Raw genomic sequence first — 21,722 nt, 5'->3', positions numbered from 1 at the left:
TGGGTGCTTTCATTTGCTGCAATTTTCAAATACATACAATCGTTTCAGATTAGCAGAGGATTTGGAGATGAATTTACCAGGAATTGCAGAAGCGCAAGTTACGATTGTTGTGGTTCCACGGGAGCGTTTCAGTTACACTCGGGAATCTCTTGAAAGTATCTACGAACATACAAAGTATCCTTTTAATTTAATTTACGTAGATGGTGGTTCACCCTCTCATATCAGGGATTATCTGGTAGCTCAAGCTACTGAGAAAAAATTTCAACTGATTCGCACTGAGCATTACCTCTCCCCAAATAGAGCCAGAAACTTGGGTTTACAACAAGTTACAAGCAAATATGTTGTTTTCATCGATAACGATGTCGTCGTTACTCCAGGCTGGCTAGAAGCAATGGTGGAGTGTGCCGAGGAAAGCGGAGCCGCTGTAGTCAGTCCCCTTATCTGTCAGTACCTTCCACTACATGCAGAAGTGCATTGTGCAGGTGGAGAATCTGGGGTGAGAGTGGAAACCAAAGGCGAGACAACAAGACGGCGAATAATTGAGAAAATTTATAAACAAGGTCGCCAGGTAGCGGACGTGCGTCCCCAGCTACAACGCCAGCAAACCGGGCTAGCAGAATTCCACTGCATGATGGTACGCACAGAGATATTTGAGAAAATTGGTTTTTTGGATGAAGCACTGCTGAACACGAAAGAACACGTTGATTTGTGTATGCTGGTAACTGAAGCTGGCAGTTCAATTTATCTTGAACCTCAATCTCTGGTGACTTACGTGCCAGGACCACCACTTGAGTGGACAGATATACACTATTATATGCTGCGTTGGAGCGATGCCTGGGAACTGGCTAGCCTGAAACGCTTGCGCGACAAGTGGAACCTCACCGAAGACGAGTACTTTCAAAACAAGTACAAGCGTTTAGGATGGCGGCGAGACATGACAATTGTCAGTCCCCTCACTCGTAAAGTTCCTTTTGGCAAAATTGGCGCTCGCATAGCAGGGAAAATACTGCGTCACATGGACAAGGCGCTAAACCGCTATCTAACAACCCGCTATGCCAAGAGACATTTGCACAATTTACAAAATCAGCGATCGCCACAATTGGTGAATGCAATCACAGCAACTTCCGAGAGTTGAGATTTATGGCGTTGCATCTATGCATGATCATTGTTCTTTCAATCTCACGCATAGATACAAAGATTTCTAGTGCGCTGTGTCTACGCGTGAGGTGATAGCAGTTCTTAATTAGACAAGATTGCATCTCTTTGATTCCATCTGTGTCCATCTGTGTCCATCTGTGGTTAATTATTCTTTTCTTTCGACTTTTGCAACAAGTCTATTGAATGCACTACAACCTTTTTCTTGTGGGATGGGCTTCTAGCCCGCCCACAAAAATCCACAACTGTATTTTATTCAATTGAAAACCGCTACCAACATAAAACACTATTTTGCAGGGTAAGAAATTTTGAAGCACAATAAAGTTCTCAAATCTCAACCGCCTGCTGAAGTTGTTTATACACCAGAAAGTCAGCTCAGGCGTCCTCGTGAATTGTTCCAACAAATGTGGCGAGACTTGCTGGCTTCTCGCGAACTTGCTTGGCGATTAATGGTACGAGATATTAGCGCCCAGTATCGTCAATCATTTTTAGGAGTCGCCTGGGCTTTTTTACCACCAATTGTCATGGCTACTGGATTCACCCTGGCAAATGATGCCAATGTTATCAATATTGGGGCAACAGATATCCCATATCCAGCTTATGTTATGTTCAGCACAGCACTGTGGCAGACATTTGTAGAAGCGTTGAATGGTCCAGTGCAAGCAGTGACAGTGGCAAAACCGATGCTAGCCAGAGTCAACTTTCCCCGAGAAGCACTGATTTTGGCAAAGGTAGGAGAAGTCTTTTTTAACTTTGCCATCAAGCTGATTTTAATAGCGGCGTTGTTCATCTGGTTTCATATCCCTGTCACTTGGACAGTGATTTTGGTGCCAGTTGCCTTAATTCACTTAGTTATTCTAGGAACATTTTTGGGTGTTTTATTAGCTCCTTTAGGAATTTTATATCAAGATGTCTCTAGAGGAATAACTTTAGTGACTGGGTTTTGGCTATTCTTGACTCCAGTCGTTTATCCAGTTCCCAGCCAAGGAACCTTTGGGTTTTTAGTCAAGCTTAATCCCGTCACTCCTTTACTAGTAACAACGCGAGAGTTAGCAACCACAGGAGTCGTATCAAACCCTTTAGGATTTTGGGTGGTAAGTGGGCTTTCCTTTGTTGGTTTACTACTAACTTGGATTGTATTTCGTCTTGCTATGCCTTTCGTTGTTGAGAGAGTGAGTTCTTAATAATGACTAATTTAATCAAACAAGAAATTGCTGCCAGTTCTGAAGATACTGAAGTTGTTATTTCAGTTGACAACGTTTCTAAAAAGTTTTGTAGAAATTTAAAACGCTCTTTATTTTACGGAATTCAGGATATCGCCACCGAGTTGGTAGGAGGAAGGAGAAAAAGTGATACTCTCAGAACAAAAGAATTTTGGGCGCTCAAAGATGTTAGTTTTCAACTCCGACGAGGAGAAGCACTAGGCTTAGTTGGTTCAAATGGAGCCGGAAAAAGTACACTGCTGCGCATCATTAGTGGTTTGATCAAGCCAGATACTGGTTCTGTAAAAGTTAGGGGTAGGGTAGCTCCGTTAATTGCTTTGGGTGCAGGGTTTAATCCTATCTTAACAGGAAGAGAAAATATTTATGCAAATATGTCAGTGCTAGGGCTATCAACCAAAGAAATCGAAGAGAGATTTCAAGATGTGATAGAGTTTGCTGGCATTGCAGATGCAATTGATGCTCCCGTACAAACTTATAGTTCTGGTATGGCTGCACGGCTAGGTTTTGCCTGTGCTGTTTACATAGAACCAGATATTTTACTTATTGATGAAGTGCTAGCTGTGGGTGATATTTCTTTTAGAATGAAGTGTTACCAAAGATTAGCAAAGCTGCGAGAAAATGGAACAGCTTTTATCTTAGTTTCTCACAATCCTCATGTCGTCTTAAATGTCTGTGAATCTTCTATTTATTTACAAAAAGGGAAGTTGATTACCTCTGGCGAGACAGAAGCAGTGATTCGTAAATATGAAGAAGACTTGAGTCTGGGAGGAACAGACGCACCTCTGGGAGTCATGTATTTGCCAGAGAAACCAAAGAGTGAGAGTCTGGGTGTTGACGTGGTTTCCCTTTACTTCAAAGATGAGCAAGGAAATCTACTTGCTACCCCTTTTTGTGGTGAACCAGCTTATTTGTGCATAGAATGCAAAGCACATAAAACAATTGATAATGCAAATATAGGTGTCTTAATCACAGCTTTATCCGGACAAAATGAGCGGATTTTATACATAACTTCCGGAAGTGATAATGAACTGCTCGAAATACTTCCTGGGGGAGTTGAGATACAAATGCAAATGCCTTACTGTTGCTTACTGCCGGGTTTATACAGCGCCAAGATATACATAAAAGAGGGCATCTGCTCTTTTGATATTGTTGAATCTTTTAGATTTGCAGTCAAGGCAAGTAAGGTGACAAGCCAATCGTTATTTTATCAGCCCCGAAAATGGAAAGTTATGAATAAGTAAGCCTAAGGTAAGAAACTAATGCAGATATAAAGCATTCACTTCCAGCTTAGCTTATTCCCCACGTCGTTTAGAAGTCAGGAATAAAGATATGCCACCGCTTGTTTCGGTCATTATACCTTGCTTTAATGCAGAAAGATGGATAGCAGAAGCAATTCATAGCTGCTTGCAACAAACCTATCCGAACATTGAAATTGTCGTCATTGATGATGGTTCAACTGACAATTCTTGGAAAATTATCAAAACATTTGAAAAAAAAATAATTTGCGAAAGTTTGCCTCATAAAGGGGGAAATCACGCCAGAAACAGAGCTTTTGCTCTATCTAGCGGGAAATATATCCAGTTTTTGGATGCTGATGACTATATATTACCAGAAAAAATCGAAAGGCAAGTGCATTTTCTAGAAACAACTGGAGCGGATGTTGTTTATGGTGATTGGAGACACAAACATCATTTGCCTGATGGCACAAGTTTTCTAGATAAAGTAGAGATTGCTGGAACACAAATAGATATACTTGAGTCTCTGCTTGCCAATTGGTGGACTGCTGTTGCTTCTTTACTATATAAGAGAACTGTTGTAGAAAAGGTTGGTGGTTGGGATGAAAGATTGCCTGCTGCGCAGGATAGAGATTTCTTTTTATCAGTAGCCCTCAATGGTGCCAAAGTTGTCTATCAACCTGGCTGTTATTCTATCTATAGACGATATGGCAATGTCACAGTCTCTAGTAGTTCTCCGCCCCGCTGGATAGAAAGCCACTGTGCAGTCTTAGAAAAGGCAGAAAAAAAATTGATACAGATGAACCAACTTACGATGAGGTATCGGTATGCCTTAGCTAAATCTTATTTTGAACTGGCTAGAGATTCTTTGTTGATTGACAACTACTCACAATACACACGATTGTTAGAAGAAGCTTTAATTCTGTTTCCTGATTTTAAGCAAAACTCTCAAAGACCATTTTATCGTCTTGTCCAAAGTATTTGTGGCTTTCGTCTTACTGAAAGAATTGCTTGCCGTATACTGTTGGTCCAAAAGTTCTTCAATTCAATAATAGATAACCTTGTTAGCCCGGAAAAAAAATATATATAACACTCTAGGATGTGCGATCGCAATCTTACTATAGGCATAATACAATAGTTCACATTGCAGGTAAGACTGTTCACCAACCGAGCCCGTCATGGAGGAGGATTGACCGAACCAATTCGGACAACGCAAGAGGTGAATAGCCCCTGGGAGCCTAATTCTGGTACAGACGAACGGATGCTTCCCATAAGGGAGGATTTATCTCTAAGCTTGATTGGTAAGGGCGTTGGGTAATGCCCTTACGGGTTCGCCAGTTGCCTAGGTCGGGAGACCCTCCTAAGCCCTTCGGGCACGCTGAGCGCAAAGCGCACGCTACGCGAACGCGAACAGCACTGGTCTCACCAAGCTATCTTGGATTAGGTGGGCGAGGGGACTAACTACGGGTTTTGCTGGTTCCTGGGATTATATCCATTTAAAAACCAGCATTCAAATGTAAAGCCGTGCTTTTAGCACGGGGCAAGAGACCCATAATTTTCGATGAATCGTGGAAAAATAGTTGCAATTATCACAGGTGCGATTTCCATACTTTTGGCAATTGCCTACCTTCTCCTTGTGCAACTGCTTGACTTTCGGGGCGAAATGAAACCCGCACCTATCAGTCAGTTGTCGCAGCCCTCAGCTATGATTGCGTACAGTTTACCAGAAAATGGGCAAGCAGTCGTAGAAAGAATCTACTAATTCAAGCGAAAAGCATCCAAAGACGCAACCAGTTGCGTCTCTGCTTTTTTGTATCGAACTACTATAGATAGAAAACAATAGTTACTATTAATTTTCAAAAGTATAAGAATTTATTAGAGTAAACATCTATTAATTATTTAGGTCACTTATTCCCTTTTGTTGTGATAAACGGTAATCTATGATCTAAGAAGCTTAAATAAAAATTAATTTTTCAATTCCCATATCTGCTTTATTTGAAGCAACGGTTGTTAGTTGACAACCGCGTTCTGTTATGCTGCAAATTTAGAGGAGAGTTCATGGCTCATTTCCTGCTTGAAACCGTTTGGTTAGTACCTTCCTATGCCTTAATTGGCGGGCTTTTAGCCCTGCCTTGGTCTCCAGGAATCATTCGACGCACCGGACCAAGACCGGCAGGTTATGTCAACTTGGTAATGACATTTTTTGCGTTTGTTCATGCTGCTTTAGCATTACCAGCGACTTGGAATCAACTGCCATTAGAGATATCTATACCTTGGCTGAATACGGCGGGTTTAAACCTCTCTATTGATTTAGAAATCTCCTCATTAAGTGTCAGCGCGATGGTTGTGATTGCTGGCTTGAATTTGCTAGCACAAATTTACGCTGTCGGCTACATGGAGATGGACTGGGGCTGGGGACGCTTCTATTCCCTGTTGGGATTGTTTGAAGCTGGGCTATGTGCCCTTGTATTATGCAACTCTTTGTTTTTCAGCTATGTCATTTTGGAAATCCTAACTTTAGGTACTTACTTATTGGTGGGACTTTGGTTTAGTCAGCCCTTGGTTGTCACGGGTGCTAGAGATGCTTTCTTAACCAAGCGGGTGGGAGATTTATTCCTGCTGATGGGAGTCCTGGCACTATGGTCTGTAGCAGGGACTTGGAACTATACGGAACTCGCCGAGTGGGCGGCTACTGCCAACGTCAACCCTACCTTAATAGCTTTGGCTTGTCTAGCATTAATTGCAGGTCCGATGGGTAAGTGTGCCCAATTCCCCTTGCATCTGTGGCTGGATGAGGCGATGGAAGGACCTGTTCCCAGTACAATTTTACGGAATTCAGTGGTCGTTGCGAGTGGTGCTTGGGTGCTGATTAAGCTGCAACCTGTTTTGAGCTTGTCGCCTATAGCAACTTCTGCAATGGTGGCTATTGGTGCAGTGACAGCAGTGGGTGCTTCTTTAATTGCGATCGCCCAAATTGACATCAAACGTTGCTTATCCTATTCTGTGAGTGCCTACATGGGTTTGGTGTTTATCGCCGTAGGAACGCAACAAGACGAAGCAGCACTGTTATTGGTACTGACTCATGCTTTAGGTGCAGCACTGTTAGTCATGAGTACTGGTACCATTATCTGGAACAGCATCACTCAAGATGTCACCCTTGTGGGGGGACTGTGGTCACGCCGTCCAGTATCAGGCATAGCTTATGTAGTAGGGACTCTGGCGTTAATTGGGTTTCCACCGTTGGGCGGCTTTTGGGCATTACTGAAATTAGCTTCAGGGCTGTGGGAAACGCAACCTTGGTTAGTGGGAGTGGTGATAGCGGTGAACGCTTTGACAGCTTTCAGTTTAACTAGGGAGTTCAGTTTAATTTTTGGCGGGAAACCCAAGCAAATGAGCGAGCGCTCACCCGAAGTGAGTTGGCAAATGGCTCTACCAATGATTATTTTGCTTGCTTTTACTCTCCATTTACCCTTGGTGTTGCAAAGCTTATCACTGTTACCATCTTGGGCAACTCTCAACAAAGATGTCGCACTACTACTGATTTGGTCGAGTATTTTTGGGTGCAGCATCAGTGGTGTCATCTATCTGGGCAATGTCATTTCCAAACCTGTTCGCTTGCCCATCAAAGCTTTGCAAGACTTGGTAGCATACGACTTCTACACACCAAAACTGTATCGGGTGAGCATAGTTTTGGGTGTTGACCTGATTTCAAAACTTGCCGACATGATTGACCGCTTAATATTTGATGGAATTGTTAACTTAGTTGGCTTAATTTCCATATTGAGTGGGGAAGGTTTGAAATACAGCACCTCAGGACAAACCCAGTTTTATGCATTCACTATCCTGTTGGGAGTAGGAGTTTTAGGAATGCTTGTGAGTTGGCAATACTGGGGAGTTCAGTTTTTAGATTTGGTGTTTTAGTTTTGGGATTCCTTAGTGGAGTAGGGGCGCAAATTTCTGCGCCCTTACAAAAAACTCAATTTTCAACCAATCATTAATAACAAATAATTAACAATCAGCAAGTAGAAGTATCAGAAAAAGACGATGAATAAAAAAACACAGAAGGGAAATCTTTCCAGAAGAAATTTGTTCAAATTTGGTGCAGGAGCAATAGGAACAGGGGTATTAACAGCAGGAATTGGCTCCAAGTTAATGGTTCTTGAACCAGCCGTAGCACAACAAAAAGACATCACTCCCGATCAGGCTCTGCAATCGTTAATCGAGGGAAATCAACGCTTTGTCGCAAGAAAACGTCGCAACCCTAACCAAACTCCTACACGTCTTGTTGAAGTCGCAAAAGCTCAGAAGCCGTTTGCATCTATTCTCGGATGTGCAGATTCACGGGTTCCTGCTGAAATTGTTCTTGACCAAGGATTTGGAGATTTATTTGTGTGTCGTGTAGCTGGTAATATCGCCACTTCAGAGGAGATTGGCAGCCTGGAATTTGGCAGTTTGGTATTGGGGACAAAGGTCATTATGGTGCTTGGTCATAGAAGATGTGGTGCGGTAGATGCCACGATAAAAGGTGCTCAAGTTCCCGGTCAAATTGCCACTGTGCTTGATGCCATTAAACTAGGTGTAGAAAGGTCAAAAAACATACCAGGTGACCAGCTAGAAAACGCTACTAAAGCAAATATTTTGGTGCAAGTGGAAAAGTTGAAATCGTCAACAGTTCTCTCTCAGTTAATTGATACCAACAAATTGACAATTGTAGGTGCTTTTTACGATTTGGATACTGGCAAAATCACTATGGTTAGTTAGCACTAACTATTCATGAATCTGCGCCTAATAACAACTCACTAACAAGTTTTCTTTTGAGTCGAATCACTCTATGCTCAGTACCTTAATTTGGCTACCTATTTTAGGTGCCGCTGTTATTAGTTTATTGCCTCGTGCTATTCCTGCAATTAATATTCGTTTGACAGCCTTAACTGTTGCTGGATTAGCTCTTATTTGGAATATTTTCCTATTCCTGAAATTTGATATCTCCAATTCAGGAATGCAGTTACAGGAATATTTACCTTGGAATGATACCCTGGGCTTGAGCTATCAATTGGGGGCTGATGGACTTTCCATACTGATGCTCATTTTAAATAGTTTGCTGACTTGGATTGCTATCTACAGCAGCAGTCAACAAACCGAACGTCCCCGGCTTTTCTATTCGCTCATCTTATTCGTCAGTGGAGGGGTAGCAGGTGCGATCGCAGCACAGAATTTGTTGCTCTTCTTCCTGTTCTACGAACTAGAATTGATACCCTTCTATCTGCTGATTTCCATTTGGGGTGGTGAAAAGCGGGCTTATGCTGGCATGAAGTTCCTGATTTATACTGCTGTTTCAGGAGCATTAATTCTGGCGGCATTCTTAGGTACAGTGTGGCTTACTGGTTCAACCAGCTTTAATTACGATGCACTCTCCACCCAAACCTTATCAACAGCACTGCAAATCATTCTACTTGCAGGAATAGTGCTAGGTTTTGGTATCAAAATTCCTCTAATTCCCTTGCATACTTGGTTACCCGATGCTTACGTTGAAGCTTCAGCCCCCGTTGCTATTCTTCTCGGCGGAGTGCTAGCAAAGCTAGGAACTTATGGCATTTTGCGATTTGGAATGGCGCTGTTTCCCCAAGCTTGGAGTATTCTTGCGCCGACTTTGGCAATTTGGGGGGCAGTCAGTGCGATATACGGGGCGCTTACAGCAATTGCCCAAAAAGACATCAAGCGCATGGTAGCATACAGTTCCATCGGTCATATGGGCTACATATTGTTAGCTGCTGCTGCCAGCACTTCCTTAGCACTCATCGGTGCCATTACACAAATGGTGAGTCACGGCATCATCCTCGCCCTCCTCTTCCATTTAGTAGGAGTTGTCGAAGCAAAGGTAGGAACCCGTGAGTTGGATAAACTCAATGGCTTAATGAGTCCCATACGCGGACTACCCCTGATCAGCGCCCTACTAGTTTTAGGTGGTATGGCAAGCGCTGGCATTCCAGGCATGGTAGGATTCATTGCTGAGTTTATAGTGTTTCAAGGTAGTTTCTCGGTCTTTCCCATACCAACACTATTGTGTGTAGTTGCGAGTGGCTTAACCGCAGTCTACTTTGTCATCCTCCTTAACCGTACCTGTTTTGGCAAACTTGACAACAACTTAGCTTACTATCCCAAAGTTCTGTGGTCTGAGAAAATGCCAGCCCTTCTCTTGGCAGTTCTCATCTTGTTCTTGGGAATACAACCTAATTGGTTAGTGCGTTGGACTGAACCAACATCTACAGCAATGGTTGCGGCAATTCCTCCTGTTGAGAAAGCCGTAACTGCTCAAGTCGCTCTCAATCAATAAACTTGCCTTAAAAACCCTTCTTTTTCAGAACTAACCACTAACAACCAAAAACTCATAATCTGAAAAGATAAGATCCCCGACAACTTTGGCGAAGTCGGGGATCTGAAGAAGACCAATTTATGCGCTTACGCGCAGGCACTTTCACACAAACGAAATAGGATTGCTATAGCTAAATTTGAGGAAATCCAAATGGTACAAACTCCAGAGAAATCTTCAACTAAATTACCTCCTTCAACCCATGAATTTGCAGAAGTGATTCATCGGTTGGAAGCAGGCGGTGCAATGTTGCCCGATACCCCAGAGAACTTGATGCAAATCATCGGTCTTTACAAAGCTTATGCAGTACCGATGGACTTCTACTGGCGCGACTTATTATATATTGCCGAACGCGTATTTATAAATCCATTTCCCTTCTTCAAATACTTCTTGCCTAAGGAGTATTTAGAACTCCACAATCATTATGCAGGCGATGATGCTGAGTTGAGAGTTTGGCGCGGTGAAGCAACTGCCCATCCAGAACTTTTGGCATTTATGGAAAAGGGTGAAACCTTCAAAATGCCGAAGTTGTTGCATCACTTATTCCATGATCGCATCAACATGGAATTTGCTGAAGCTTGTATGCGGGCAATGCTTTGGCACAGAGGTATGGGTGGGAAATTTGACCCTTACTTGGACACCGAAGAATATAAAGCCAACGCCGACAGGGCAATCAAAGCTTACTTCCAAGGCAACCCATTCATGTTGGCACTCTACAAACTGTTCCCAGATATGTTTATAGAACAGTGCCGCCAGATGTCTTACTACGCTAATTTGGGCTTGTTCTGGGAAATCATGGCTCCCGTGTTCTTTGAAATGTCAGACTTGTATGACGAAGGGAAAATTACCAGTGTCCCAGACGCAATGAATTTCTTGGTGAATGGAATTCTTGCAGTCGCAAATCGTCCCATTTACCATAATGTTTATATCCGTGGCGAATGCTACGAAATCGTTCCCAAATCTAAAGGATTCGTATGGCTTCACGAAGCTGCATTACCTTACGTGGAAGCTGTTTTCTACCGCACCGCTCCCTTCCGGGGTACTAAATCTTATAATGCTCAAGCACGACAAGTACCAGAAGACCAAAAAGACTTCCACTACGGAATTCTTTATGCAGATGTCTTTCCAGTAGGTACCGCTGGCATTCCACCAACACTCCTCATGCAAGATATGTTGCATTTCTTGCCACCATATCTTGTCGAGTACTACAAGCAACATTGCCGAGGAGAAGAAGATATGTTGATTCAGTTGGGAGTTAGTTTTCAACGGTCAATGTACTGCGTCACTTCTGCGGTTATTCAAGCATTACGGACTGCACTTTTACATCCTTTAGATGATCCAGATCCTGAGCATTTACAAGCAAATCGGGACTTTTTTGAGACTCAGTTAAATCGGTTCACACGTCCCGAATATGGCATTCGTGATGCTGCTCGCCTGCGGGATATTCAAAGGCAGGATTATAGATAAGCGAAAACACATTTAAATTGACGTGAGTTCGATGTATCCTGATTTGACCCCTCTCCAAACCTCTCCCCTATAAGGGGAGAGGCTTAAAAATCCCATTTTTACGTAGCTCCTCCCTCTCCTTGTAGGAGAGGGAGGTTGGGTGGGAGAGGTCCTGAGAACTCACGTTAAATTGCATACTTTCTTGTGAGTATCGTCATGAGTCATTAGACTCGCCCAAAAATTTGAAAAGCAGTGAGTGTCTGGCTTGGAGGAAGTTTACCTGCAAGCCATCGCTTTTTCATCTTCAGATGTACTACCTGTGAATCAAAGTGAATAGAGAGTAACCACTGACACCCAAGATGAAAACAACGGCGGCAGAAAAAACTACGACATCTCTGACAATAAATAAAATCCAATCTTTTCTTAATTCTTGTTTAGACTTTAGTTCTCGCAGCTTCCGTTCAAGCGCTGCATCTTCTTGAGACTGCAAATTTAGTGATGATAAAATCAGCGGGTTTTTACCTTGTTTGGCAATTAAATTGGATAAATCTTTTAAATCTGTCATGCTGCTAAATGCCAACAATTTCAGTCTCTAAAGTTTTCTTTTCATCAGTAATCCACAAATGCTTCCCGTTCTGCTTTGCTTCTACTGCTACCTGCATCAAAACTATACCTTTCAGCAGAACCTCAGCCATGTCTCCATCAAGCTGTTGAGCCAGGTTCTTTAAAGTCTCATACAGTTCTGGTGACAAATCCAAACTGATTTGTACACGCTGATTTTTTCCTTGTATAGTCATTTTTTACTCGTATTTTTGCTAATGTGTTTTAAAATATTATATTTTGATGGAAATAATGTCTTATCAAATCGGCGAGGAGTGTAGAGAAGTAGAGGCAAAGGGGCTTGTTGCCGAACCTCGAGTTTCCTATTGAGGCGATTGCGCGTAAGCGCAAAGCGTGTCCCCCAGAGACTCAGGGCAGTGCCCCGAATCGCGATCGCACTTCCCTAACCGATTCGTTTCACGCATCTTTCGATGTTTCTAAGGCAAAGTCCAGTTTTCCAGTTGTAGTCCGATGGGCTATTTGACACTTTTTTGGATTCATGCAAAGCAGGTAGTTATACTAAAGATATTTGAGCGCTTGTGTTCTGTTGCCTCAACCCAAACGACAAAAATCACCTTAAACCGTATAGCCAACTTGACAATTCATCAGCCACCCTTAGTCAGCACATATTATTTTTGTTTCTATCAAAGAACTGGGTTCAAATAATGTGAGTTGTGTCGGATATTTGTGACGACGCACATGATTACAAAAACCAAAATTTTGGTATTCTTTTATATCTATAATTATTTTAGTAGCAAGCTGTTTTGCTAGCAATACAGGAACAGCATTTCCAACCATTTTATAGCCATCAATTATATTTTTATATTTAAAAATATAATCATCTGGAAAAGTTTGAATTCTTGCACATTCTCTCACAGATAATCTCCTGTATTGTTTTAATGAATTGGGATCAAAAATCCATTTATCTTTGCCAACCCAAATCATTTTTTGTGCTTGAGGATGTATAGGAGCATGTCTACCACCTGCCTGAATTGTAAAAGATGGCTCATCCCAGGTTCTTACTCTGTTTCTTGACATATAAATGCTAGAAAAACTACCTTCCATATATTCATGATTAGGTATATATGGGTGAGTTTTAGATACCTCTCCTGCTACTGCTATCGGTTCAAATTCATTTATATCGTAGATAGCATCTCTTAGAGTTAAAATGTGCCTGCTTTCCCGGGGAAATTCAAAGGTTCCCCCCATCTCTTCTCTATACCCTACAATAATTACCCGTTTTCTATCTTGGGGTACTCCATAATTGTAAGCATTGAGCAATTTATAAGTCACCTCATATCCAGCGTCTTTAAATTGATATAAAATATTTGTAAAAGCTTTGTTATGCTTTTCTGCTAAAATTCCACTGACATTTTCAGCTAGAAAAAAAAGAGGTTTTTTTTCTCTAATAATTCTAATGTAATCAAAAAATAACTGACCTCTGCTATCATTTATTCCTCGTCCAGCACCAGCTTCACTCCAACTTTGGCAAGGAGGACCACCAATGATACCTATGCAGTCAGGTATATCATCAGGTTCAATAGCTCTGATATCTCTTCTATCTAGTGTCACATTTGGATGATTAATTTCATAAGTATCCCAAATTGATTTATCATATTCATTTGCCCAGACTATGTTAAATCCAGCTTGATGAAAGCCTAAATCTAAACCTCCACAACCTGAAAATAGAGACACTATATTCATATTTTTTAATTAATTAACTAAGTTGATTTTTAATTTTATAGATAAACATTTTAGCACGAATAAGTTGAGCAGGATTATTCGGAGATCTAATGTTGACATTTTGGTGTTTGAAGTTAACATTAGATATACCTTCTATTTCTTTTCGAGTTTCTGAATAAAAAGATAAATACTTGTCTTCTTTCATAATTACTACTACTTGTAAATTGTTTGTTTCCTCATACTGAAAAATATAATCATAAACAAATATAGGATTTGTTATTCCCCACATTCCTCTAATCCTCAAATCTGTAATCCCTAGAGGATCTACTTTATTCACTCTTCCTAGCTCTCTAGTGTCAGAAAATTCAACATCTTTGATTTCTCTAATGCCGCTACTAATTTTTTTAGCAATTCTTTCATATATTTCTCTGTCGGCAGCATAGCAATCACCATATATAAACCAAAGAAGTTTCAGTTTTCTATCTTTGGGAACACCAATTACATAAATGATGTCTTTCTCTTGCCAATCTTCGCATTGACGACAATGTTTTGTGAGCAGTGGACTATCATAATATAATTTAGATTTTGGATAGGAACTGTTTAATGCAATACTTGCTTTTAGTGATTCTATTTTTTTGACTTCTATTGCATCACCATTTTTTAAAATTAGATCTGGTGGGTTGTTCTGATTACCTATATAAGAAAAAACTTCAGAATATCTCTCATTTTTTAGAGCCTGATCGCTTTGACTTAAAGTTTCGGCAAAGATATCCTTTACAAAACATTCCAAAGCATCACCAATACTGTTAATTCTATTTTTACCTTGGTAGTAACTTACTAAATCTGGAATGGGATTATCAACAATTGTTTTAATTGCTTTAAGTAAGTCTGCCATAAATGTATGTTATGTTTATTACTATATTCTAATTAGATAATAAAGATTATGCCGCTCCTCATGTGTGAAGAGCGGCAATACCGTATCGTATCAGATTGCTAAATCTAATGCAGCAACTCAATCCCCCGCTTCGCCAACGCCTCCGCCGTCAACCCATTAAACGCCATCAACTCGCCAGCACTCGCCGTCGTCTCCCCACGCCTCCATGCGAAAGTATCGCGCTTCGCCGTACTCCGCAGCATGATGGGTTCTAGCATCGCCGCAGCGCCACCAGTGACACCAATGAGTGCATCGCCATCAAATAATTCGGCAAATTTCTCATCATCCAAGAAACCGCCATCGGCTTGCGAACAAGTATCCCAAGCGGTATCATGAGGACGATACAAACGCCGGGGGTTGATAACAGAAACAATCTTGACGGCAATACCTTCAGTTTCTAGAAAAGCAGCAGCTTCAAATACTGGCATTAACGTCATATCGCCAATGACGGCAAATACAACTTTCTTACTCCCCCCTTGATTAGAATCAACATCTTGCAACACGACTGCACCATCGCGTAACCCTTGACGAGTTTGTTCAAATGTTGTTCTAATTGGCAATGGCGACTTACTCGCAGTAATCACAATTCCCTTATTCTTTGTTGTCAGCGCCCAGTCATAACAGACTTGAATACTGTTAGCATCGGGGGGAAACAATGGGAATACATTTCCATTCCGCATCAAGGAAGCAAAATAAGCTTCAATTTCCGGACGTTGGTGAGTCCAACCGTTGCGTCCTTGCTCTAATGCGCCAGCAGTGAATAAAGTAATTGTTGAGGGAGTGGGACGTCGCAATTCTGCCATTGCTTGCGTGACTGTTTGCCAAATTGGTAAACCGTTGATGGCAAAAGATTCGTAGGAACACCACAAAGTTCTCGCACCCATCAAGGATAAACCAGCAGCTAACCCAGCACAAGCATCTTCACTCAAAGGTTCGTAAACTTGTCCACCTGGTGCTTGGTTATATAAGTCGTCTGTGGTGGGGTGGATAATTTTGAGTGCTTGGTTGATATTAGCAATTCCTGATGCTTCGTTACCATCGGCATTAGTCACCAGGAAATTCTTATCTTTCTGTCCAACTATTCCCACTAATCTTCCCATAGATGTGGTGGAAACTTTTGGATCTCCTCCTACTGCATATTCTTCCAAAGGCAATTCGCCTAATTCTGGCAATGGTAATTCAAATTCTGTCACAACTGTCTTCGCTGCGGGACCTCCGCCTGCGCGTTCAGCATTTGTCCGCACCAGTTGCCAAGCTTCTGGAGGTAAGGCGCGTTCTTTCAACGCATTTATAATATGCGGAGCATCAAGGGTATCTTTAGGATAAAGGTTGTGCGATTTTGCACCTCTTGCGTGGACTCCTGCACCTTTGAGTTGTTTTATGATGAACACGGTAAGCTTGCCGCCAAGTGCAGAAATAGCCGCTTTATCCACACCAGTTAGTACGGCTTTGGTGAAAGCTAGCCGCTGCTCAAATGAAAAGGCGGTACTATCAACATAATCGCCTGGCTGGTTTTGGTCGTCAAAGTCTTTGGCATCGACTAACACGACTTCTTCAAAACCGTTACCTTGCCAGTATGCCTTCATCTGTTCATTGGTTTTGAGGGAAACCATGCTATGGTGTTCCTGGCTGTAACCGTTCCACACCAACACTGGCAAGAAGTTAGTCGCCCCTGGAAACGCGGTGTGGAAGTGTGCGATCGCACTTATGATATACGGTTCACCCAGTCCACCGTCGCCAACGGTAAAGGGGAATAACTTATCTTTATGCAGCTTTGCAGCTGCCATTGCAAAGTGTTGCCCTTGTCCCAAAGGACCTGCGGGTGCAAGAATACCGGGAATGTAGCCAGAAAGGTGTCCCAACAGTCCGTGCTTTTCCCGGAAGCGATCGCGCAATTGTTGCACTGTAAAAATTCCCATGTCCTCTAGCGAACGATCCAAGAACATGGCACTATAAAATCCAGGGGCATGGTGTCCCACTTCGGTGATAATGTTCTTGTAACCGAGCATGACAAGCGCTGCATAAGCTTCTGCTTGAGAGGCAAAACCACCTGGGTGTCCAGAGGCTTTAGAGCCGGTGATTTGCAATGTCAGGTAGCGCAAAGCGTCGGCAGCAAGTAAGGTTTGGAAGGCGGCGGCTGGATCTGTGGGGTTGGCAGTCCCCCCCGACTCTATGGCAGGTGTTCCACCATAAGTTTCAAAACCTGGGATTGCTTCACCAAAGTATTGAATTCCTTCGCAAAAATCGGGAGATGCTGCAGTTGCCTTTGGGGTGATTGCTGTCATGCTGAGTACCTTATTTCAAGTATTGAGGAGACACTATACATGCTCGTTCAATTTAATAAAAATTTTACAACTTTCAGGTTGTAACAGTTTATTACTGTTTGGTCATGGAAAGATAATTACCTTAAATATTTGAAAGTGGATGTTAGGAAGTTGTTTTAAGGTAGTTTCAGTGGAAAAAATCTTTTAAGTAGCAAATTATGAAACTACCCGATGGACCGCAAACTCCAGCCCTTGTACAAATGTTCCAGTGGATTTTTAGCCCCATGTCATTCATGGAGAACTGTACAAAGCGTTATGGCGATTTTGTCACTCTACGATTCGATCCCCAATATAGTCCTTTTATATTCGTGAGCAATCCCCAAGCGCTACAGGAAATTTTAACTAGCGATACCAAGGACTTTGCAGCTCCAGGTAGCATAAACAAGATACTGATACCATTTGTTGGGCAATATTCTCTTCTTACCCTAGACGCTGAAGCACACCAGCGCCAACGCCAGCTTTTGTTGCCTCCCTTTCACGGCGAAAGGATGCGAACCTACGGTCAAGCGATTAGTAATGTCACAGAGCAAATTATCACTCAGCTGCAAATCGACAAACCATTCAGTGCCCGAACTGTAACACAAGCTATTACTCTACGAGTGATCCTGCAAGCTGTATTTGGGCTGTATGAAGGTCCACGCGCCCAACAACTAGAGCAACTTTTGCGTAATATGTTGGAGCATTCAACTTCTCTATTGTTCGTCGTCCTGCTTTATTTCCCAGTCCTGCAAAGAGATTTAGGTCCTCTGACTCCTTGGAAAAGCTTTGTGCGCGTTCGAGAGCAAGTTGACCAACTCCTGTATGCGGAAATTCGGGAACGTCGAGAGCATCCAGATCCATCTCGTACAGACATCCTCAGTTTGCTAATGGCAGCTAGGGATGAGGAGGGTCAGCCCATGACGGATGAGGAATTACGCGATCAGTTAATAACTCTGTTAACTGCAGGTCACGAAACCACAGCCACAGCTCTAGCTTGGACTTTGTACTGGGTTCATAAATTGCCATCTGTGCGCAAAAAGCTGCTGGAAGAACTTGATAGTTTGGGTGATAACCCAGACCCTAGCACCATTTTCAAATTACCTTATCTAAACGCTGTGTGCTGTGAAACTTTGCGGATTTACCCAGTGGCTATGCTTTCTATGCCACGGGAGGTGAAAACACCAGTATCGCTGTGTGGTCATGAACTCGAACCCGGCACTTTCTTGTTTGGCTCAATTTATCTCATTCATCAGCGTGAGGATTTATACCCACAACCAAAGCAGTTTAAGCCAGAGCGCTTTTTAGAGAGGCAATTTTCCCCCTATGAATTCATACCCTTTGGGGGTGGTGCAAGACGCTGTATTGGCTTAGCATTTGCTCAGTTTGAAATGAAAGTCGCACTCGCTACCATCCTCTCACGTTGGGAATTAGCGCTAGTCGATAATGGTGAGGTGCGACCAAAACGCCGTGGTTTGGGTACAGCATCTGATCGCCCCATTCAACTGGTCGTTAAAGGTGAGCGAACTGTAAAGCCTCGAACCCTGGCATCTATACCTGGTTAAGTTGGTCACAAGTGTAGGACTGACGCATTGTACAAATAGTATCGTTATGTAATAAGTCATGCGGCAGTAGTGCAAAGAGGACCTATCTTGAAGGCATATATGAGTGCATTTGTACAGTGCATCAGTCATATATAAATACATTTAATTATTTTCAGTGAGCTTCAGTGGCAACAAGAGTATGAAGCAGCAAACAAAACTTATGAAACTACCAAATGGTCCACAAACGCCAGCGCTGATACAAATGGCTCAGTGGGTTTTCACTCCTCTGTCATTTATGGAAGCCTGTGCCAAACGCTATGGGGACATATTCACCTTGAATTTGAATGTTCCTGTGGTTTTCGTTAGCAACCCTCAAGCGTTGCAGCAGATGTTGACTAGCGACACAAAAGAGTTTGAAGCCCCCAGTGATTGGAACACTGTTTTTGAACCACTTATGGGGAAGCATTCTGTTATCACTGTTAGCGGTGAAGCACATCGGCGTCAACGCCAGTGGTTATTGCCTCCCTTTCACGGTGAAAGGATGCGAACCTATGGTCAAGCAATTAGCAATATCACAGAGCAAAAAATGAGTCAGTGGCAGATAGACAAACCCTTCAATGTCCGTTCTGCTACACAAGCCATTACCCTGCGGACAATCATGCAAGTCGTGTTTGGGTTATATGACAGCCCCCGCGCTCAAGAACTCGAGCAACTTGTGTGTGCGTTAATGGATTCTTGGAGTTCTCCCTTGATGGTCGCTATGCTTTATTTTCGAGGTCTACAACGGGATTTCGGTCCGTTGAGTCCTTGGGGAAGCTTTGTGCGTCAGCGGGAAAAAGTTGATAAACTCCTTTACCAAGAGATTCAGGAACGTCGAGAGCAACCAGACCCCTCTCGCACAGATATCCTCAGCTTACTGATGGCTGCACGCGATGAAGCTGGTGAGGCTATGACGAATGAAGAGTTGCGTGATGAATTGATGTCACTGTTGTTTGCAGGTCATGAAACCACGGCTACTGCCCTAGCCTGGGCATTATACTGGATTCACAAACAGCCAGCAGTGCGAGAAAAGCTACTGCAAGAACTCGATACCCTGGGGGATAACCCAGACTCTAGCACAATTTTCAAACTATCCTATCTCAACGCTGTTTGCTGCGAAGCTCTGCGGATTTACTCAGTGACAATGCTCACCTTTCCACGAGTCGTGAGAACACCGCTGTCCCTGTGCGGTCATGCACTCGAACCGGGTACAGTTGTCGTTGGCTCAATGTATCTCACGCACCAGCGAGAGGATTTATACCCCGAACCCAAGAAGTTTAAGCCAGAACGCTTTTTAGAGAGGCAATTTTCAGCCTATGAGTTTATACCCTTTGGTGGTGGTGCAAGACGCTGCATTGGTATGGCATTTGCCCAATTTGAAATGAAAGTGGTACTTGCCAAAATTCTTTTGCAGTTAGAATTGGCACTGGTGGATAACCGTGATGTGCGTCCTAAACGTCGTGGTTTGGTGACAGCACCTGCTCAGCCGATCCAAATGGTTGTGAAAGGTCAGCGATCGCTGCAGTCTCGCAGCCTGACATCTGTTGCTGGTTAAGGTGTTCAGAACACGTTAGTAGGGCTTTGTCTAACCTCAAAAATTGTGCTTCAAAATTTGTGATGATTGTTGAAATCGGACAATTAAAAGAAATTTAATTGTTTAAATTGAGTAGCAGTGGCAAAAAAGAATTAGCACAAGAGCCTATGAAACTACCAAATGGTCCGCAAACTCCAGGGCTGGTACAGATGCTTCAGTGGATTGTTAGCCCTATGTCGTTTATGGAAACCTGTGCCAAACGCTATGGGGATATCTTCACATTGCAGTTAAATAGTCCTGTGGTTTTCGTTAGTAACCCCCAAGCGTTGCAGCAGATTTTGAGTAGCGACACCAAGGAATTTGAGGCTCCCAATGATTGGAATACTCCGTTTGAACCAATGCTGGGGAAGCATTCTGTAATGACCCTAACTGGTGAGGCACATCGGCGTCAACGGCAGTTGTTATTGCCTCCCTTTCACGGTGACAGAATGCGAACCTATGGACAAGTTATTGGCGATATCGCAGAGCAAATCATCAGCCAATGGCAGGTAGACAAACCTTTCGATGTTCGGTCTGCGATGCAAGGCATCACCCTGCGGGTCATGATGCAAGCGGTGTTTGGGCTATATGAGGGTTCACGCGCCCAAGAACTCGAGAAACTTTTGGTTGCGATGCTGGAAAACCGATCTGCCTTGCAGGTGGTTATACTTTATTTTCCGGCTCTACAACAAGATTTAGGTCCTTTGACTTCTTGGGGAACCTTTCTGCGCCGTCGCGAGCAAGTTAATCAACTTTTGTACGCCCAAATTCAGGAACATCGAGAGCATCCAGATCCATCTCGCACAGACATTCTCAGCTTGCTGATCACAGCTACGGATGAAGCAGGAGAATCAATGACGGATGTGGAATTACGTGATGAGTTGATGACTCTGTTAGTCGCAGGTCACGAAACCACCGCAACAGCTTTAGCTTGGGCATTGTACTGGATTCACAAACTGCCAGAAGTGCGCCAAAAGCTGCTAGAGGAACTCGATACCTTGGGCGATAACCCAGATCCGAGCGCCATTTTTAAATTACCTTATTTAAATGCTGTTTGTTGCGAAACCTTGCGGATTTACCCAGTTGGGATGCTGACCTTTCCACGAGTGGTAAGAACACCTGTATCGCTATCTGGTTTTGAATTTGAACCAGGTACAGTCTTGCTTGGCTCAATTTATCTCACTCATCAGCGTGAAGATTTATACCCCGAACCCAAGCAGTTTAAGCCAGAACGCTTTTTGGAACGGCAATTTTCACCTTATGAATTTTTACCCTTTGGCGGTGGTGCAAGACGCTGCATTGGTATGGCGTTTGCCCAATTTGAAATGAAAGTGGTACTTGCGAAAATCCTTTCGCGGTTGGAATTGGCGCTGGTTGATAACCGTGATGTGCGACCAAAACGTCGTGGTTTGGTGACGGGACCGGAACGCCCTATCCAAATGGTTGTTAAAAATGAGCGTTTAGTAAAATCTCAAACTTTGGCATCTGTCTCTGGTTGAGTTTTTAAGAAATAAGATTTTGGTATAGTTTTCAACGCGTGTAATTTAATGTAGGGTGGGCATTGCTCACCCTATAGAATTTTGAGTAAAACATTTAACGAACCGCCTACGGCAAAATTGG

Annotated in this window: 19 protein-coding genes; 14 read left to right on the top strand and 5 right to left on the bottom strand. The window is 42.9% G+C overall.

Translation table 11 applies throughout. The annotated features are described in order from the left end of the window. Window positions 1–67 precede the first annotated feature (67 nt). The 10 genes from AACT52_RS39525 (at window position 68) to AACT52_RS39480 (ending at window position 11,450) form a co-directional block, all read left to right on the top strand. The gene (locus AACT52_RS39525; protein ID WP_073628857.1) at window positions 68–1,135 is read left to right on the top strand and encodes a glycosyltransferase family 2 protein; all 1,068 of its coding nucleotides are present in this window, start codon (window positions 68–70) and stop codon (window positions 1,133–1,135) included. A gap of 328 nt (window positions 1,136–1,463) precedes the next feature. Continuing rightward, window positions 1,464–2,339: an ABC transporter permease gene (locus AACT52_RS39520; RefSeq protein WP_073628855.1), complete on the top strand. Its 876-nt coding sequence runs from the start codon at window positions 1,464–1,466 to the stop codon at window positions 2,337–2,339. A gap of 2 nt (window positions 2,340–2,341) precedes the next feature. Further along, window positions 2,342–3,619 carry an ABC transporter ATP-binding protein gene (locus tag AACT52_RS39515; protein ID WP_073628853.1) on the top strand — a complete coding sequence of 426 codons (1,278 nt, stop codon included), beginning with the start codon at window positions 2,342–2,344 and terminating at the stop codon, window positions 3,617–3,619. Between the two features lie 88 nt (window positions 3,620–3,707). Further along, window positions 3,708–4,703 carry a glycosyltransferase family 2 protein gene (locus AACT52_RS39510; protein WP_073628851.1) on the top strand — a complete coding sequence of 332 codons (996 nt, stop codon included), beginning with the start codon at window positions 3,708–3,710 and terminating at the stop codon, window positions 4,701–4,703. A gap of 54 nt (window positions 4,704–4,757) precedes the next feature. After that, window positions 4,758–4,931 carry a hypothetical protein gene (locus AACT52_RS39505; RefSeq protein ID WP_233153829.1) on the top strand — a complete coding sequence of 58 codons (174 nt, stop codon included), beginning with the start codon at window positions 4,758–4,760 and terminating at the stop codon, window positions 4,929–4,931. Window positions 4,932–5,174: 243 nt separating this feature from the next. Next, the gene (locus tag AACT52_RS39500) at window positions 5,175–5,375 is read left to right on the top strand and encodes a hypothetical protein (protein ID WP_073628849.1); all 201 of its coding nucleotides are present in this window, start codon (window positions 5,175–5,177) and stop codon (window positions 5,373–5,375) included. Window positions 5,376–5,671: 296 nt separating this feature from the next. Then, entirely contained in the window at window positions 5,672–7,534 is a 1,863-nt protein-coding gene (locus AACT52_RS39495) for an NAD(P)H-quinone oxidoreductase subunit F (protein WP_073628847.1), read from the top strand. Window positions 7,535–7,657: 123 nt separating this feature from the next. Further along, on the top strand, window positions 7,658–8,374 hold the full coding sequence (locus tag AACT52_RS39490) for a carbonic anhydrase (protein ID WP_073628845.1): 717 nt from the start codon (window positions 7,658–7,660) through the stop codon (window positions 8,372–8,374). A 70-nt stretch (window positions 8,375–8,444) separates the two neighbouring features. Then, window positions 8,445–9,947: an NADH-quinone oxidoreductase subunit M gene (locus tag AACT52_RS39485; protein ID WP_073628843.1), complete on the top strand. Its 1,503-nt coding sequence runs from the start codon at window positions 8,445–8,447 to the stop codon at window positions 9,945–9,947. 189 nt (window positions 9,948–10,136) lie between these two features. Then, window positions 10,137–11,450, top strand: coding sequence for a CO2 hydration protein (locus AACT52_RS39480; protein ID WP_073628841.1), 1,314 nt, complete (start codon window positions 10,137–10,139; stop codon window positions 11,448–11,450). 292 nt (window positions 11,451–11,742) lie between these two features. Here the strand turns inward: AACT52_RS39480 and AACT52_RS39475 are convergent, their stop codons facing one another. Together AACT52_RS39475 and AACT52_RS39470 are read right to left on the bottom strand one after the other, a co-directional pair. Next, window positions 11,743–11,994: a hypothetical protein gene (locus AACT52_RS39475; protein WP_073628839.1), complete on the bottom strand. Its 252-nt coding sequence runs from the start codon at window positions 11,992–11,994 to the stop codon at window positions 11,743–11,745. Between the two features lie 4 nt (window positions 11,995–11,998). After that, window positions 11,999–12,226 (bottom strand): DNA-binding protein, encoded by a 228-nt coding sequence (locus AACT52_RS39470; RefSeq protein ID WP_073628837.1) that lies wholly within the window; start codon window positions 12,224–12,226, stop codon window positions 11,999–12,001. A 104-nt stretch (window positions 12,227–12,330) separates the two neighbouring features. Between AACT52_RS39470 and AACT52_RS39465 the strand changes: the two genes are divergently transcribed. Continuing rightward, on the top strand, window positions 12,331–12,513 hold the full coding sequence (locus tag AACT52_RS39465; protein ID WP_143172725.1) for a hypothetical protein: 183 nt from the start codon (window positions 12,331–12,333) through the stop codon (window positions 12,511–12,513). 131 nt (window positions 12,514–12,644) lie between these two features. On the opposite strand, the gene AACT52_RS39460 is transcribed toward AACT52_RS39465, so the two are convergent. The 3 genes from AACT52_RS39460 to AACT52_RS39450 all read right to left on the bottom strand — a co-directional run bounded on the left by AACT52_RS39460 (window position 12,645) and on the right by AACT52_RS39450 (window position 16,931). Next, entirely contained in the window at window positions 12,645–13,733 is a 1,089-nt protein-coding gene (locus AACT52_RS39460; protein WP_073628835.1) for a DNA cytosine methyltransferase, read from the bottom strand. 13 nt (window positions 13,734–13,746) lie between these two features. Then, the gene (locus AACT52_RS39455; protein WP_073628833.1) at window positions 13,747–14,607 is read right to left on the bottom strand and encodes an NgoPII family restriction endonuclease; all 861 of its coding nucleotides are present in this window, start codon (window positions 14,605–14,607) and stop codon (window positions 13,747–13,749) included. Window positions 14,608–14,711: 104 nt separating this feature from the next. Continuing rightward, window positions 14,712–16,931, bottom strand: coding sequence for a transketolase (locus AACT52_RS39450; RefSeq protein ID WP_073628831.1), 2,220 nt, complete (start codon window positions 16,929–16,931; stop codon window positions 14,712–14,714). A gap of 197 nt (window positions 16,932–17,128) precedes the next feature. On the opposite strand from AACT52_RS39450, the gene AACT52_RS39445 reads away from it, so the two are divergent. The 3 genes from AACT52_RS39445 (at window position 17,129) to AACT52_RS39435 (ending at window position 21,601) form a co-directional block, all read left to right on the top strand. Next, window positions 17,129–18,511, top strand: coding sequence for a cytochrome P450 (locus AACT52_RS39445; RefSeq protein WP_073628829.1), 1,383 nt, complete (start codon window positions 17,129–17,131; stop codon window positions 18,509–18,511). A 199-nt stretch (window positions 18,512–18,710) separates the two neighbouring features. Further along, window positions 18,711–20,084, top strand: coding sequence for a cytochrome P450 (locus AACT52_RS39440; RefSeq protein ID WP_073628827.1), 1,374 nt, complete (start codon window positions 18,711–18,713; stop codon window positions 20,082–20,084). 146 nt (window positions 20,085–20,230) lie between these two features. Beyond that, window positions 20,231–21,601: a cytochrome P450 gene (locus AACT52_RS39435; protein WP_073628951.1), complete on the top strand. Its 1,371-nt coding sequence runs from the start codon at window positions 20,231–20,233 to the stop codon at window positions 21,599–21,601. Window positions 21,602–21,722: the final 121 nt, after the last annotated feature.

The organism is Scytonema sp. HK-05 (assembly GCF_963872035.1).
In the GTDB taxonomy this organism is placed as follows: Bacteria; Cyanobacteriota; Cyanobacteriia; order Cyanobacteriales; family Nostocaceae; genus Kalymmatonema.
The sequence above is the reverse complement of the archived record's forward strand: the minus strand, read 5'-3'. Positions and strand labels throughout refer to the sequence as shown.

Excerpts from the sequence above, each read along its gene's own strand:
- AACT52_RS39525 (WP_073628857.1), top strand. The coding sequence starts at position 68 with ATGAATTTACCAGGAATTGCAGAAGCGCAAGTTACGATTGTTGTGGTT.
- AACT52_RS39515 (WP_073628853.1), top strand. The coding sequence starts at position 2,342 with ATGACTAATTTAATCAAACAAGAAATTGCTGCCAGTTCTGAAGATACT.
- AACT52_RS39510 (WP_073628851.1), top strand. The coding sequence starts at position 3,708 with ATGCCACCGCTTGTTTCGGTCATTATACCTTGCTTTAATGCAGAAAGA.
- AACT52_RS39500 (WP_073628849.1), top strand. The coding sequence starts at position 5,175 with ATGAATCGTGGAAAAATAGTTGCAATTATCACAGGTGCGATTTCCATA.
- AACT52_RS39495 (WP_073628847.1), top strand. The coding sequence starts at position 5,672 with ATGGCTCATTTCCTGCTTGAAACCGTTTGGTTAGTACCTTCCTATGCC.
- AACT52_RS39490 (WP_073628845.1), top strand. The coding sequence starts at position 7,658 with ATGAATAAAAAAACACAGAAGGGAAATCTTTCCAGAAGAAATTTGTTC.
- AACT52_RS39485 (WP_073628843.1), top strand. The coding sequence starts at position 8,445 with ATGCTCAGTACCTTAATTTGGCTACCTATTTTAGGTGCCGCTGTTATT.
- AACT52_RS39480 (WP_073628841.1), top strand. The coding sequence starts at position 10,137 with ATGGTACAAACTCCAGAGAAATCTTCAACTAAATTACCTCCTTCAACC.
- AACT52_RS39475 (WP_073628839.1), bottom strand. The coding sequence starts at position 11,994 with ATGACAGATTTAAAAGATTTATCCAATTTAATTGCCAAACAAGGTAAA.
- AACT52_RS39470 (WP_073628837.1), bottom strand. The coding sequence starts at position 12,226 with ATGACTATACAAGGAAAAAATCAGCGTGTACAAATCAGTTTGGATTTG.
- AACT52_RS39460 (WP_073628835.1), bottom strand. The coding sequence starts at position 13,733 with ATGAATATAGTGTCTCTATTTTCAGGTTGTGGAGGTTTAGATTTAGGC.
- AACT52_RS39455 (WP_073628833.1), bottom strand. The coding sequence starts at position 14,607 with ATGGCAGACTTACTTAAAGCAATTAAAACAATTGTTGATAATCCCATT.
- AACT52_RS39450 (WP_073628831.1), bottom strand. The coding sequence starts at position 16,931 with ATGACAGCAATCACCCCAAAGGCAACTGCAGCATCTCCCGATTTTTGC.
- AACT52_RS39445 (WP_073628829.1), top strand. The coding sequence starts at position 17,129 with ATGAAACTACCCGATGGACCGCAAACTCCAGCCCTTGTACAAATGTTC.
- AACT52_RS39440 (WP_073628827.1), top strand. The coding sequence starts at position 18,711 with ATGAAACTACCAAATGGTCCACAAACGCCAGCGCTGATACAAATGGCT.
- AACT52_RS39435 (WP_073628951.1), top strand. The coding sequence starts at position 20,231 with ATGAAACTACCAAATGGTCCGCAAACTCCAGGGCTGGTACAGATGCTT.